The organism is Kineococcus vitellinus (genome assembly GCF_009906315.1).
In the GTDB taxonomy this organism is placed as follows: Bacteria; Actinomycetota; Actinomycetes; order Actinomycetales; family Kineococcaceae; genus Kineococcus; species Kineococcus vitellinus.
Genome location: NZ_JAAALL010000119.1, coordinates 1 through 12548 on the forward strand (window position 1 = coordinate 1; position 12548 = coordinate 12548).

The following is a 12548-nucleotide window of genomic DNA, read 5'->3' on the forward strand; positions in this document are numbered from 1 at the left end:
CCGCACCCCCCGCGCCCCCCGCGCCCCAACGACCGGAGGAGGCGCCCTGATGGGCACCACCGTCACCCTGATCGTCCTCGTCCTCGTCGTGGTCTTCGTCGCCACGGTGATCATCCGGACGATCCGCATCGTGCCGCAGGCCACCGCCGTCATCGTCGAGCGGCTGGGCCGCTACAAGACCACCCTCGACGCGGGGCTGCACTTCCTCGTGCCCTTCATCGACAAGGTCCGCGCCACCGTCGACCTGCGCGAGCAGGTCGTCTCCTTCCCGCCGCAGCCGGTCATCACCTCCGACAACCTCGTCGTGAGCATCGACACGGTCATCTACTACCAGCCCACCGACCCCAAGGCCGCCACCTACGAGATCGCCAACTACATCCAGGGCATCGAGCAGCTGACCGTCACCACGCTGCGCAACGTCATCGGCTCGCTGGACCTGGAGCAGACCCTCACCAGCCGCGACCAGATCAACGGCCAGCTGCGCGGGGTCCTCGACGACGCCACCGGCCGCTGGGGCATCCGCGTCAACCGCGTCGAGCTGAAGGCCATCGACCCGCCCGCCAGCGTGCAGGACTCGATGGAGAAGCAGATGCGCGCCGAGCGCGACCGGCGCGCCGCGATCCTCAACGCCGAGGGCCTCAAGCAGTCGCAGATCCTCACCGCAGAGGGCGAGAAGCAGTCCTCCATCCTGCGCGCCGAGGGCGCCGCGCAGGCGGCGATCCTGCGCTCGCAGGGCGAGGCGAAGGCCATCACCCAGGTCTTCGACGCCATCCACCGCGGCGACCCCGACCCCAAGCTGCTGGCCTACCAGTACCTGCAGACGCTGCCGCAGATCGCCAGGGGCGACGCCAACAAGGTGTGGATCGTGCCCAGCGAGCTGAACGACGCGCTCAAGGGCTTCGGGTCGATGTTCGCCGCCCACGGCGCCGGCGGCGCCGGCGGCCGGGACGGCACCCCCGCCGGGGCCGCCCGCGCGCCGCGGCCGGCGGAGCAACCGGCGACCCACTTCGAGGAGGTCGTGCTCGAGGACCCCGAGGAGGCGCTGCGGCGCGCCCGCGAGGAGGCCGCCGGCGCCTCCCGCGACGCCGAGGAGACCACCCGGATCAGCGCGCAGGGACCCGTCGCCGGTCCCTGAGCGGCCCGACCGCGCCCTGCGCCCCGGCGCCCCGGCCCGGCCGGGGCCGCGTGCGCACGTACCACTGCGCGCACAGCGCGACCGCGGTGGCCACCTCGACCGCGTCGCCGCCGCGCGAGAGCAGCTCTGCCGCGGTGGCCGCCTCGACCGCGTCGCCGCCGCGGGCGTGCAGCAGCGTGGCCACCAGGTGGTGGGCGGCGGAGGCCACCAGCAGCACCGCGGCGCGCCCGGGGGTGCCCAGCCGCCCGGGCACCGGGTCGCGCCCCACCAGGTAGGTGCTGAACAGCCAGCCCGCGGCGACCATGTGCACCATGAGCGGCCCGTGCAGCGCGTGCGGGAGCGGCGCCAGCCAGAACACCGCCAGCCCGCCCACCTCCAGCACCAGCACCACGGGCGCCCACGTCACCACCCGGGCCCACCGGCTGTGCAGCAGCGCCAGCAGCAGCCGCCGCGGCGCGCGCGGCAGGGTGCGCAGCGCCAGGCTCACCGGCGCCGACAGCGCCAGCAGCAGCGGGGCGAGCATCGTCAGCAGCAGGTGCACCGCGACCTCGTCGGTGGCGGCGCGCACCGGCCACAGCGCGGCGGCCGTGGCGCTGAGCACGGCGGCGACCGCCGCCGCCGAGCGCGCGGGCGGCCAGCGGTCCCCGCGCCGGTGCAGCCGCGACTCCGCCCACAGGTAGGCGCCCAGCCCGGCCCAGCCCGCCGCGGCGAGGACCGCGGGCAGCAGCGGCGTCACCTCGCCCGCGCGCGCTCGCGCCGCCGGTGGCGCGCCAGCAGCGCCAGGCCCGCGAGGAGCGCGAGGGCGCCGGCGAGGTTCCACACCAGGTCGTAGGGCAGCAGCTCCACGCCGTAGCGGACCTGGTGCAGCTGCAGCAGCTTGTGGTGCACCAGCCCGTCGTAGACTTGGAAGCCGCCGCTGCCGACGAGGGCGCCGGCCAGCACGCGCGGGTGCACGGTGGCCCGCCGGCGCTGCAGGTCGGCGAAGAGGAACATCCCGCCGACCATCGCCAGCCACCCGAAGGCGTGGAACCAGCCGTCGGAGACCAGCCCGGCGGTCGTGCTCGAGCGGTCGTAGAAGTGGTGCCAGTGCAGGACCTGGTGGAAGACCACCTCGTCGACGAAGGCCGCGATCCCGACCCCGACGAGCAGACCGGTGACCAGCGACCTGCGCCGCGGGCTCCCCGGACCCCCGGGACCCGCGGAGCCGGCGGGGGCCCGGGAGCCCCCGGCACCGCGGGGGCGGTCGGGGCTCACGGGACTCACGGGACGAGGACCTCCTCGACCGCGTCGCGGCGCAGCTGCTCCAGCTCCGCCGCCTGCCGCTCGGCGCGCGCGAGCAGCTCCTGCAGCTCGCGCGCGTCCAGGCGCGCGTCGGTGCGGGCGACCTCGAGCAGCGAGCGCCAGCCCGCCGCCTTGCCGAGCACGCCCAGCGTCAGCACCTCCAGCTCGACCACCAGGCGCAGCGGGGACCGGCGCACCAGGCGCCCGTTGGGCTTGAGCGCGCCCGCGGCCTCGCCCACCCGGGCCGCCACCTGCAGGGAGCGCCGCTGCTGCACGCCCAGCGAGCGGGCGATCCGCTGCAGCGAGCGGCGGTCCTGCGCGACCTCCTCGTGCAGCCGGGACAGCGCCTCCCCGTAGCGGGTGCCGCGCTGGGCCTTCGCGGCCCGCGCGAAGCGGGCGCGCCCCGCGGCCGCTCCGGCCAGGTGGTCGTCGACGTACACGCTCAGCAGGTCCACACCGCACGCGTACCCACCGCCCGGGCGGGGTAATCCCCCGGGGTGGACACCCCGCACCTGTCGCTGACCTTCGTCGGCACCGCCACCGTCCTGCTGCGCTGGGGCGGCTTGACGCTGCTGACGGACCCGAACTTCCTGCACCGCGGCCAGTACGCCTACCTGGGCAAGGGCCTGGTCTCCCGGCGCCTGACCGAGCCGGCGATCGCCGTTGAGGACCTGCCCCCGCTGACGGGGGTCGTGCTCTCGCACCTGCACGGCGACCACTTCGACCGGGTCGCCCGGCGCGCCCTGGAGCGCTCGGTGCCCATCGTCACCACGCCGCACGCGCAGCGGCGGCTGAGCCGCCGGCACGGCTTCACCGCCGTCACGGGCCTGCGCACCTGGGACGACCACGTCCTGAGCGCCGGCGGCGAGCAGGTCCGCGTGACCGCGGCACCCGGCCGGCACGCGCCCGGCGCCGTGCAGGGGCTGCTGCCGCCGGTGATGGGCAGCCTGCTGGAGTTCGGCCCCGTCGGCGGGCCCGTGCAGCGCACCGTCTACGTCTCCGGCGACACCCTGAACGTGCCCGAGCTGGCGCACCTGCCGCTGCGCTACCCGCACGTCGACCTGGCCGTGCTGCACCTGGGCGGCACGACGCTGCCGGGCGGCGTGGTGGTGACGATGGACGGCGTGGCCGGCGCGGACCTGCTGCAGCTGGTGGAGCCGGCCGCGGCCGTGCCGGTGCACTTCGACGACTACGGCGTCTTCCGCTCCCCGCTCTCGGACTTCCGCGCCGAGGTGGAGCGCCGCGGTCTGGGCGGCGTCGTGCGCTACGTGGCGCGGGGGGAGACCGCCGACCTGGGGTAGCCACCTGCCGGGGTGCCGCCCCGGGGTGCCGCGAGCGCCCGCCACCTGCACAGTGGGTCCGTGGCTGCAGACGTCGCGGTCGGGGACCTGCCCGAGCGCTCACCGGGGACCCGCCGGTGGCTGTTCGCCGACCAGCTCGGCCCGCACTTCCTCGACGGCCCGCACCAGCCGGTGCTGCTGCTGGAGTCCACCGACGTCTTCACCCGCGGCCGCTTCCACCGCCGCAAGGCGCACCTCATCCTGTCCGCGCTGCGCCACCGCGCCGCCGAGCTGGGCGAGCAGGCCACGTACGTGCGGGCACCCACCTACCGCGAGGGCCTGGCCGAGTGCGGGGAGCCGGTGAGCGTGTGCGACCCCACCTCCTACCCGGCCCGGCGCTTCGTGCGCCGGCTGGAGGGCGTGCAGGTGCTCGCCTCGCGCGGCTTCGTCGTCTCCGAGCGGCAGTTCCGCACCTGGGCCGACGCCCGCGGCGAGCGCCGGCTGCTCATGGAGGACTTCTACCGCGACGTGCGCCACCACCACCGCCTGCTCCTGGACGGCGAGCGGCCCGTGGGAGGGTCCTGGAACTACGACCACCACAACCGCTCCGGTCCGCCGAAGCAGGCGTCGCTGGACGTGGACGAGCCGTGGTGGCCGGTCGAGGACGAGATCGACGCGCAGGTGCGCGAGGACCTGGACCGCATGGAGCGCGACGACGGGGTCGAGTTCACCGGCCGGGACGGCCCGCGCCGCTTCGCCGTGACCCGCCGCGAGGCGCTCGCCGCGCTGCGCCGCTTCCTGGAGCGGCGGCTGGAGCAGTTCGGCACCTACGAGGACGCCATGCTCACCGGTGACCGCTGGATGTCGCACTCGCTGCTGTCGGCGCCGCAGAACCTCGGGCTGCTCGACCCGCTGGAGGTCGCCCGCCGCGCCGAGGAGCACGGGCGCGCGCACGGCGTGCGGCTGGCCTCGGTGGAGGGCTTCGTGCGCCAGGTCGTCGGCTGGCGCTCCTACACCTGGCACCTGTACTGGTACCTGGGCGAGGACTACAAGCAGCGCAACGCCCTCGGCGCGAGCACCCCGATCCCGGGCTGGTTCGGCGACCTGGACGCCGACGCGGTGGAGGCCAACTGCCTGCGCCACGTGCTCGGGCAGGTCCGCGACGAGGGCTGGACCCACCACGTCCCGCGGCTGATGGTGCTGGGCAACTGGGGCCTGCAGCGCGGCTACCGCCCGGCGGAGCTGGCCGACTGGTTCTGGCGCAACTTCGTCGACGGCTACGACTGGGTCATGACCACCAACGTCGTGGGCATGAGCCAGCACGCCGACGGCGGGGTGCTGGCCACCAAGCCGTACGCCGCCGGCGGCGCCTACGTGGACCGGATGAGCGACTTCTGCGGCGGCTGCCGCTACGACCCGAAGGTGCGCGTCGGCGAGGACGCCTGCCCGTTCACCGCGGGCTACTGGAACTTCCTGGCCGGCCACCGCGAGCAGCTGGCGGGCAACCGGCGGATGAGCCAGGCGCTGCGCGGGCTGGACCGGCTGCGCGACCTCGACGGCGTGCTGCAGCAGGAGGCGGAGAGGGGAGCGGAGGCACCGTGAACGGAGCGCAGGACACCCCCGCGGGGGCGCGGGGGATCGACGCCGGGCGCGTGAGCGGGCTGCTGGCCCGGGCGCGGTACGTGCAGCTGACGACGTTCCGCCGCGACGGGCGGGCGGTGCCCACACCGGTGTGGGTGGGCCGGCTGCCCGACGGCCGGCTCGTCGCCGTCACCGAGGCCGGGCTGGGCAAGGTGAAGCGGATCCGCCGCGAGCCCCGCGTCCAGCTCGTCCCCTGCACCGTGCGGGGCACCCCGCGCGGGCGGCCGGTGGAGGCCCGCGCGGAGCTGCTGGGCGACGACGCCCTGCCCGCCGCCGACGCCGCGCTGGTCGCTGCCTACGGCTGGCAGTACCGCACCTACCGCGCCTTCGAGCGGCTGCTGCAGCGGCTGGGGCGCTTCGACGGGCAGCGGGTCGCGATCGCGCTGACCGTGACCGGCTGAGCGTCCCAGCCGCTGCAGCAGCCGGGACCGCGCCGCCCCTTGCCCCGGCGCGCCGGCGGGAGGACCGTCGGTGCGTGGGTCTCTACGCCGAGCGGGTGCGGCCGCGGCTGCTCGACGCCACCCTGCGCGGACCGGCGCTGGCGCAGGCCCGCCGCCGCGCCTGCGCGGGCCTGGCAGGCGACGTGCTGGAGATCGGCTACGGCTCCGGACTGAACCAGCCCTGGCTGCCGGCCGCCGTGCGCGGCGTCTGGGCCGTGGAGCCCTCCGCCGCGGCGCTGCGCCTGGCGCGCGAGCGGCGCGCGGCCTCCGCCGTGCCGGTCACGATCGCCGGCGACGACGCCCAGCGCCTGCGGCTGCCCGACGCCCGCTTCGACGCGGCGCTGAGCACCTGGACGCTGTGCGGCATCCCCGACCCGGTCGCCGCGCTGCGGGAGGTGGCGCGGGTGCTGCGCCCGGGCGCGGCGCTGCACCTGCTCGAGCACGGCCTGGCCCCCGACGAGCGCACCGCCCGCTGGCAGCGCCGCGGCAACCGGCTCAACCTGCGGCTGGCCGGCTGCGTGCTCGACCGCGACGTCCCGGCCCTGCTGGCCGAGGCCGGCTTCACGGCGGTGCAGCTGCGCACCTACGTCGAGGCGGGGACCTCCCGCGTCAGCGGGTACACCTACGAGGGGCGCGCGCTGGTCGCGCGCTGAACGGCCGAGGACGTCGGAGCCGAGCTCTCGCCGCCTGCGCGGCGGCCGGTGCCCGGGGGTGCTGCGCCGGTCCGGGCCCCGCGGGGCTCACGCGCCGTTCCGGGCAGCAGGACGCCCGCACCACCGGGGACGGCGTTGCGGGCGGGTCCGCTCAGGCGCGGCCGTAGCGGCGGCGGAACTTCTCCACGCGGCCCTCGGTGTCGAGCACGCGGGCGTTGCCGGTCCAGAAGGGGTGGCTGGCCGAGGAGACGTCGACGTCGAAGACGGGGTAGGTGCGCCCGTCCTCCCACTCCACGGTGGGCAGGTCGCCACGCGTGGTCAGCGTGGAGCGGGACAGGAACGACGTCCCGGCGGACTTGTCGCGGAACACGACGAGGTCGTAGTCGGGGTGCACGTTCGTCTTCACGGGGACCTCCAGAGGTCGGTGAGAGCCGTTCTCACCGCTGCTCCCTGCACAACCGCGGAGGGCGCCGATCCATGCCCGCGGCCGCGGGGACGCCCCCGCCCGCACGCACGACCGCCCGGGACGCGCGGTCCCGGGCGGTGCTGGGTGGTGCTGGGTGGTGCCGTCTCGCCGGCGGTGCGGCTCAGAAGATGCCGTTCTGCTCCACCTCGCGGGCGCGGGCGCGGTTGCTGGTGACGAGGAAGACGATGCCGAGCAGCAGGTAGAGCAGGCTGCTCGCGCCGTCGGCGGGCAGCAGCGGCGCGGGGGAGTTCTGCACGATGCCCCAGGCGGCCACGCCCATGCCGATGAGCAGCAGCGCGTGCAGCACGGAGCTCTTGTGCGCCTGGCGCACCGACCCCGCGAAGGCCAGGATCGTCACGCCGTACAGCAGGAAGAGCGTCGAGCTGAGCACGGACACCTGGAAGACGCCGAAGAGCTGGGCGCCGCTGCGGTAGATGCCCAGCTCGTCGTAGTTGGTCGTGATGCCCGGGATCAGCCCGAGGACGCCGAGGAGCAGCATGACCCCCCCGGTGATCCTCGCGTTCTGGCGGACCGGGCCGCCCCTGGTGGTCGCCGCTTCGATGGCCGCCGGAGAGCTCATGCCCCCCATCATCCCGCACTCGCGCCGCGGCGCCCGTCACCGGGTGGCGGTGCGTCGGCCGCCGCACCGGAGCGCGGCGGCCGCCGCGGGGCGAGGGCACCGACCGGGCACCGACCGGGCACCGACCGGGCCCCGGCCGGGGCCCTCGGCCGGTGGCGCCTCAGTCGGGGACGTAGTCGAAGGTGTCGGGGTTCGGACCGGTGCGGCCCTCCTCGCCCTTGTCCAGCGCGCTGATGGCGGCGACGTCCTCGCCGCTCAGCTCGAAGTCGAAGAGGGCGAAGTTCTCCTCCATGCGCGAGGGCGTGGCGGACTTGGGGAAGACGATGTCACCGCGCTCGACGTGCCAGCGCAGGGTCACCTGCGCCGGGCTCCTGCCGAGGCGCTGCGCGATCTGCGTGATCACCGGGTCGTCCAGCACGCCGCCCTGGGCGATGGGCGACCACGCCTCGACCGCCGTCTGCTGCGCGGCGCTGGCCTCGCGGGCCGCCTCGTTGGTGAAGTAGGGGTGCACCTCGATCTGGTTGACGGCGGGCACGACCGTCGCCTCCTCGCGCAGGCGGCGCAGGTGGGCGGGCTGGAAGTTCGACACGCCGATCGAGCGCAGCCGGCCGTCGGCGTGCGCCTCCTCCAGCACCTTCCACGTGGAGACGTAGTCGCCGCCGTAGCGGGTGGGCAGCGGCCAGTGGATGAGGAAGAGGTCCAGGTGGTCGGTCCCCAGCGCCGTCAGGGAGTCGTCGATCGCCCTGCGCGCCGCGTCGGGCTCGTGGAAGCCGTTGTTGAGCTTGCTCGTGATCCAGACGTCCTCGCGGGCCAGCCCGGCGTCGCGCACGCCCTGGCCCACCTCCGCCTCGTTGCCGTACATCTCGGCGGTGTCGATGTGCCGGTAGCCGATCTCCAGGGCCCTGCGCACCGCCTCGGCGGTCTGCGCGGGCTCGATCTGGAAGACCCCGAAGCCGAGCTGCGGGATCTCGCGTCCGTCGTTGAGCGTGATGACCGGTACTGCCACGGGGAGTCCCTCCTGAGGGGTGGAAGCTGACGCGGGACACGCTGGTCCCCGGTGCGCGTGCTCGCCACCGGAAGCTGTCGTAGGGTCCGGTGCCAGGAGGTGCGGGATGGGCCTGAAGACGTTTCTCGAGGGCTGGCCGGTCTACCGGCAGCTGACCGGCGACGACCCGCTGGGTCGCGGTGCCGCGACCCAGTCCAACCGGTCGAAGTCGCTGACGCCGCGCACGAGCACGGCGGACCGCGTCGCCAAGTCGGTCTGCCCGTACTGCGCCGTCGGCTGCGGTCAGCGCGTCTACGTCAAGGACGAGCGCGTGGTGCAGATCGAGGGCGACCCCGACAGCCCGCACTCGCGCGGCCGGCTGTGCCCGAAGGGCTCGGCCAGCGAGCAGCTGGTCAACGGCGACAGCCGCATGACGAGCATCAAGTACCGCGCGCCCTACGCGACCGAGTGGACCGACCTGGACCTCGACACCGCGATGGACATGATCACCGACCGGGTGATCGACGCGCGCCGCCGCGGCTGGCAGGACGCCGACGAGCAGGGCCGCCCCCTCAACCGCACGATGGGGATCGCCAGCCTGGGTGGCGCCACGCTGGACAACGAGGAGAACTACCTCATCAAGAAGCTGTTCACCGCCATGGGCGCGATCCAGGTGGAGAACCAGGCCCGCATTTGACACTCCGCCACGGTGCCCGGTCTGGGTGCCTCGTTCGGTCGCGGTGGAGCCACCGGTGACCTGCAGGACCTGAGCAACGCCGACGTCATCGTCATCCAGGGCTCGAACATGGCCGAGTGCCACCCGGTCGGGTTCCAGTGGGTGATGGAGGCCAAGGCGCGCGGGACCAGGGTCATCCACATCGACCCCCGCTTCACGCGCACCAGCGCCCTCGCGGACACCTACGTCCCGATCCGCACCGGCACCGACATCGTGCTGCTGGGGGCGATCATCAACCGCGTCCTGACCCAGGAGCGGGACTTCCGCGAGTACGTGCTCGCGTACACCAACGCCTCGTGGATCGTCAGCGAGGACTTCCGGGACACCGAGGACCTCGACGGGCTGTTCTCCGGCTTCGACTCCGAGACCCGCTCCTACGACACCTCCTCCTGGCAGTACGCCGGCTCCGAGGGGCAGGGCGACGAGGAGGAGGAGACCGCCGAGTCCACCGACAGCGAGTCCGGCCACGCCCTGGGCGCCGGCGGCGCGGCGGTGGACCACGAGCGGATCCAGCGCGACGAGACGCTGCAGCACCCGCGGTGCGTCTTCCAGGTGCTCAAGCGGCACTTCTCCCGCTACACCCCGGAGATGGTCGAGGAGGTCTGCGGCATCCCGCAGGACCTCTTCGAGGAGGTCGCCGAGGCCTGGATCTCCAACTCGGGCCGCGAGAAGACCGGCGTGCTCGTCTACAGCGTGGGCTGGACCCAGCGCGGCACGGGCGTGCAGTACATCCGCACCGGCGCGATCCTGCAGCTGCTGCTGGGCAACATGGGCCGTCCCGGCGGCGGCGTCATGGCGCTGCGCGGGCACGCCTCGATCCAGGGCTCGACGGACATCCCGACGCTGTACAACCTGCTGCCCGGGTACCTGCAGATGCCGCACGCAGAGCGGCACCCCAGCCTGCAGGCGTACGTGGACTCCATCAAGGGGCCGAACCAGAAGGGCTTCTGGTCCAAGGCCGACGCCTACACCGTCAGCCTGCTCAAGGCGTACTTCGGCGGGAGCGCGACGGCGGAGAACGACTACCTCTTCGACGCCCTGCCCAGGATCAACGGCGACCACGGCACCTACGGCCAGGTCATGGACATGATCGAGGGCGGGAAGATCTTCGGGTACTTCCTGCTGGGGCAGAACCCGGCGGTCGGCTCGGCCAACGGCCGCGCCCAGCGCCTGGGCATGGCCAACCTCGACTGGATGGTCGTGCGCGACCTCGTGATGATCGAGAGCGCCACCTTCTGGAAGGACGCCCCCGAGGTCGAGACGGGGGAGATCGTCCCCGAGGAGTGCCGCACCGAGGTGTTCTTCATGCCCGCCGCCTCCCACGTGGAGAAGGAGGGCACCTTCACCCAGACGCAGCGGCTGCTGCAGTGGCGCGAGAAGGCGGTCAACCCGCCGGGGCAGGCCACCAGCGAGCTGTGGTTCTTCTACCACCTGGGCCGGAGGATGCGCGAGAAGCTGGCCGGTTCCACCGACCCGCGCGACCGGCTGCTGTTCCAGATGACCTGGGACTACCCGCTGCACGGCGAGGAGCGGGAGCCCAGCTCCGAGGACGTCCTCAAGGAGATCAACGGCTACGACCTGAGCACCGGTGAGCTGCTGCCGGGGTACACGGCGATGAAGGCCGACGGCACGACCTCCGGCGGCTGCTGGATCTACTCCGGCGTCTACGCCGACGGGGTCAACCAGGCGGCGCGCCGCAAGCCCGGGCGCGAGCAGTCCCTGCACGCCCCCGAGTGGGGCTGGGCCTGGCCGATGAACCGCCGGGTGCTCTACAACCGCGCCTCGGCCGACCCGGACGGCAAGCCGTGGAGCGAGCGCAAGGCGCTGGTGTGGTGGGACGAGGAGCAGGGCCGCTGGGTCGGGGACGACATCCCCGACTTCGAGGCGACCAAGGCCCCCTCGTACCGCCCGCCGAAGGGCGCCACCGGCGTCGAGGCCATCGCCGGGGACGACCCGTTCATCATGCAGAGCGACGGCAAGGGCTGGCTCTACGCGCCCAAGGGCGTCGTCGACGGCCCGCTGCCCGCGCACTACGAGCCGGCCGAGTCCCCGTTCCGCAACGCCGTCTACACCCAGCAGGCGAACCCGGCGCGGGAGATCTACACCAACCACCTCAACGAGGTGCACCCCTCGCCGCCGGAGCGCGGCAGCGAGGTGTTCCCGTTCGTGTGGTTCACCTCCCGGATGACCGAGCACCACACGGCGGGCGGCATGAGCCGCTACCTGCCCTACCTGGCCGAGCTGCAGCCGGCGCTGTTCATGGAGGTCTCCCCGGAACTGGCGGCCATGCGCGGCCTGGAGCACCTGGGCTGGGCGCACGTGGTCACCGCGCGCGCCGTCGTGGAGGCGCGGGTCATGGTCACCGACCGGATGGCCCCGCTGCGGGTCCAGGGCACCGAGGTCCACCAGGTCTGGCTGCCCTACCACTGGGGCCAGGGCGGGCTCACCACCGGTGACGTCGTCAACGACCTCGCGCACCTGACGCTGGACCCCAACGTGCACATCCAGGAGTTCAAGGCCGGCACCTGCGACGTGCAGCCGGGCCGGCGCCCGCGCGGGCCGGCCTCGCTGGAGCTCATCGACTCCTACCGCGTCCGCGGCGCGGTGACGATGTCCTCCGGCGCCGTCTCGGTGACCTCCGAGCTCATCGACCCGCAGGGCAAGACCCGCACCGAGCAGGCGATGGCGGGCACCACGCCCACCGGGACCGGGCACAGCGGCGAGGACATGGACAAGGTCCTCGGCGTGCGGCACGACGTCCGCTCCCGCCCCGGGCAGCCGCAGCAGAGCGGCGTCGACCCGGTCGTCCTCGACGGGCACCCCGACACGACCCTGGAGGGGCACTGATGGTCCTGGGCCTGAAGATCGGCGAGAACAGCCTGTCCGGCCGGCTGCTGGACCCCGCGCGCGACGCCGGCTACGTGGACCCGCCGCCGCGCAAGGGCTTCTTCACCGACACCTCGGTCTGCATCGGCTGCAAGGCCTGCGAGGTGGCGTGCAAGGAGTGGAACATGGTGCCCGAGGACGGCATCGACCTGCTCGGCATGTCCTACGACAACACCGGCGGCCTGGGCGCCGACTCCTGGCGCGCGGTCGCCTTCATCGAGCAGTCGCGCCCCATCGGCGCGCAGACCTCCCCGTTCGCCGGTGCCGCCACGGGAACCTCCTCCGAGGCGCTGCAGCAGGACGTGGTCGCCGCGGGCATCGACGTCTTCGACGAGGCCTCCCGGCTGGGCACCGGCGTGCCCGGTGGGCAGCCGCTGGCCGACGTGGCCGCCGAGCGGTCGGCCGCCCCGGCGGGCGGCTGCGGGTGCGGCGGTGGTGGCGGCGGGGGCTGCGGCGGCGGTGCAC

Annotated in this window: 11 protein-coding genes and 2 pseudogenes; 7 read left to right on the top strand and 6 right to left on the bottom strand. The window is 74.1% G+C overall.

Going from position 1 to position 12548, the window contains the following annotated elements; translation table 11 throughout:
- The first annotated feature begins 49 nt into the window (after nucleotides 1–49).
- Complete coding sequence (locus GTQ99_RS11995) at nucleotides 50–1135, top strand: SPFH domain-containing protein (RefSeq protein WP_166615966.1); 1086 nt, start codon at nucleotides 50–52, stop codon at nucleotides 1133–1135.
- Here GTQ99_RS11995 and GTQ99_RS12000 read toward each other — a convergent pair.
- From GTQ99_RS12000 to GTQ99_RS12010, 3 genes are read right to left on the bottom strand one after another with little or no spacing between them, the layout of a single operon-like run.
- Nucleotides 1104–1871, bottom strand: coding sequence for a cytochrome c oxidase assembly protein (locus GTQ99_RS12000; protein WP_166615967.1), 768 nt, complete (start codon nucleotides 1869–1871; stop codon nucleotides 1104–1106). The genes GTQ99_RS11995 and GTQ99_RS12000 overlap by 32 nt on opposite strands.
- On the bottom strand, nucleotides 1868–2389 hold the full coding sequence (locus GTQ99_RS12005) for a DUF2243 domain-containing protein (RefSeq protein ID WP_166615968.1): 522 nt from the start codon (nucleotides 2387–2389) through the stop codon (nucleotides 1868–1870). Before GTQ99_RS12005 ends, GTQ99_RS12000 begins: the two co-directional genes overlap by 4 nt.
- A gap of 5 nt (nucleotides 2390–2394) precedes the next feature.
- On the bottom strand, nucleotides 2395–2871 hold the full coding sequence (locus tag GTQ99_RS12010) for a hypothetical protein (protein ID WP_166615969.1): 477 nt from the start codon (nucleotides 2869–2871) through the stop codon (nucleotides 2395–2397).
- A gap of 42 nt (nucleotides 2872–2913) precedes the next feature.
- Between GTQ99_RS12010 and GTQ99_RS12015 the strand changes: the two genes are divergently transcribed.
- The 4 genes from GTQ99_RS12015 (at nucleotide 2914) to GTQ99_RS12030 (ending at nucleotide 6430) form a co-directional block, all read left to right on the top strand.
- Nucleotides 2914–3717, top strand: coding sequence for an MBL fold metallo-hydrolase (locus GTQ99_RS12015; RefSeq protein WP_166615970.1), 804 nt, complete (start codon nucleotides 2914–2916; stop codon nucleotides 3715–3717).
- Between the two features lie 60 nt (nucleotides 3718–3777).
- Nucleotides 3778–5298, top strand: coding sequence for a cryptochrome/photolyase family protein (locus GTQ99_RS12020; protein ID WP_338074942.1), 1521 nt, complete (start codon nucleotides 3778–3780; stop codon nucleotides 5296–5298).
- On the top strand, nucleotides 5295–5738 hold the full coding sequence (locus GTQ99_RS12025; protein WP_338074943.1) for a PPOX class F420-dependent oxidoreductase: 444 nt from the start codon (nucleotides 5295–5297) through the stop codon (nucleotides 5736–5738). The genes GTQ99_RS12020 and GTQ99_RS12025 overlap by 4 nt, the downstream gene beginning before the upstream one ends.
- Before the next feature lie 74 nt (nucleotides 5739–5812).
- Entirely contained in the window at nucleotides 5813–6430 is a 618-nt protein-coding gene (locus GTQ99_RS12030) for a methyltransferase domain-containing protein (RefSeq protein WP_166615971.1), read from the top strand.
- A 151-nt stretch (nucleotides 6431–6581) separates the two neighbouring features.
- Here the strand turns inward: GTQ99_RS12030 and GTQ99_RS12035 are convergent, their stop codons facing one another.
- From GTQ99_RS12035 to GTQ99_RS12045, 3 genes are all read right to left on the bottom strand, one after another.
- Nucleotides 6582–6836, bottom strand: a complete 255-nt coding sequence (locus GTQ99_RS12035; RefSeq protein WP_166615972.1) for a type B 50S ribosomal protein L31 — start codon at nucleotides 6834–6836, stop codon at nucleotides 6582–6584.
- 181 nt (nucleotides 6837–7017) lie between these two features.
- Entirely contained in the window at nucleotides 7018–7476 is a 459-nt protein-coding gene (locus tag GTQ99_RS12040) for a DUF4383 domain-containing protein (protein WP_240897272.1), read from the bottom strand.
- Between the two features lie 160 nt (nucleotides 7477–7636).
- Nucleotides 7637–8482, bottom strand: coding sequence for an aldo/keto reductase (locus tag GTQ99_RS12045; protein WP_166615974.1), 846 nt, complete (start codon nucleotides 8480–8482; stop codon nucleotides 7637–7639).
- A 106-nt stretch (nucleotides 8483–8588) separates the two neighbouring features.
- Here GTQ99_RS12045 and fdh point away from each other — a divergent pair.
- Nucleotides 8589–11849, top strand: a pseudogene (fdh, locus tag GTQ99_RS12055) (formate dehydrogenase); the annotation flags it as partial.
- A gap of 194 nt (nucleotides 11850–12043) precedes the next feature.
- Nucleotides 12044–12548: pseudogene (locus GTQ99_RS24390) on the top strand (hypothetical protein); the annotation flags it as partial.

What these genes read in the sequence shown, in the direction of transcription:
- GTQ99_RS11995 (WP_166615966.1), top strand. Translation starts at nt 50, where the DNA reads ATGGGCACCACCGTCACCCTGATCGTCCTCGTCCTCGTCGTGGTCTTC.
- GTQ99_RS12040 (WP_240897272.1), bottom strand. Translation starts at nt 7,476, where the DNA reads ATGAGCTCTCCGGCGGCCATCGAAGCGGCGACCACCAGGGGCGGCCCG.